This is a genomic window from Streptomyces torulosus (assembly GCF_001419765.1).
Lineage (GTDB): Bacteria > Actinomycetota > Actinomycetes > Streptomycetales > Streptomycetaceae > Streptomyces > Streptomyces torulosus.
Map to the genome: position 1 here is coordinate 1 of NZ_LIRK01000410.1, position 446 is coordinate 446.

A 446-nucleotide genomic window follows, 5' to 3' on the forward strand; every position below is an offset into this window, starting at 1 on the left:
GCGGAATTGCAAAATTTAGCAATTCACTAGATGCTGTGTTGCCGTGCCCGTGGTCCGCCGGGCGCGGCGCATGGGGTCCGCTCCGAGACGGGCGCCGCAGGGAAGCCGAGGTGTCGTGTCCGTTCCGCTGTACCAGGCCGCGGCGCGGCTCACCGCGCTGCTGCCCTCGCGCGCCGACCTGGCGGCCATGGGGCGCTCCCCGAGACGGGATCTGCTCGCGGGGCTCACCGTGGCGATCGTGGCCCTGCCGCTCGCGCTCGGCTTCGGTGTCTCCTCGGGTCTCGGGGCCGAGGCGGGACTGGCGACCGCCGTGGTGGCCGGTGCGCTCGCCGCCCTGTTCGGCGGTTCCGACTTCCAGGTGTCCGGGCCGACCGGGGCGATGACCGTGGTGCTGGTGCCGATCGTCGGCGAGTACGGGACGACGGGTGTGCTCACCGTCGGGCTGA

1 protein-coding gene is annotated in these 446 nt (G+C 72.4%); it reads left to right on the top strand.

Annotated features, from left to right (window positions below; all coding sequences use genetic code 11):
- Positions 1-187: 187 nt before the first annotated feature.
- Positions 188-446 (top strand): SulP family inorganic anion transporter (locus AOK23_RS50320; protein WP_240496571.1); only part of this gene is annotated, 259 nt, incomplete at its 3' end.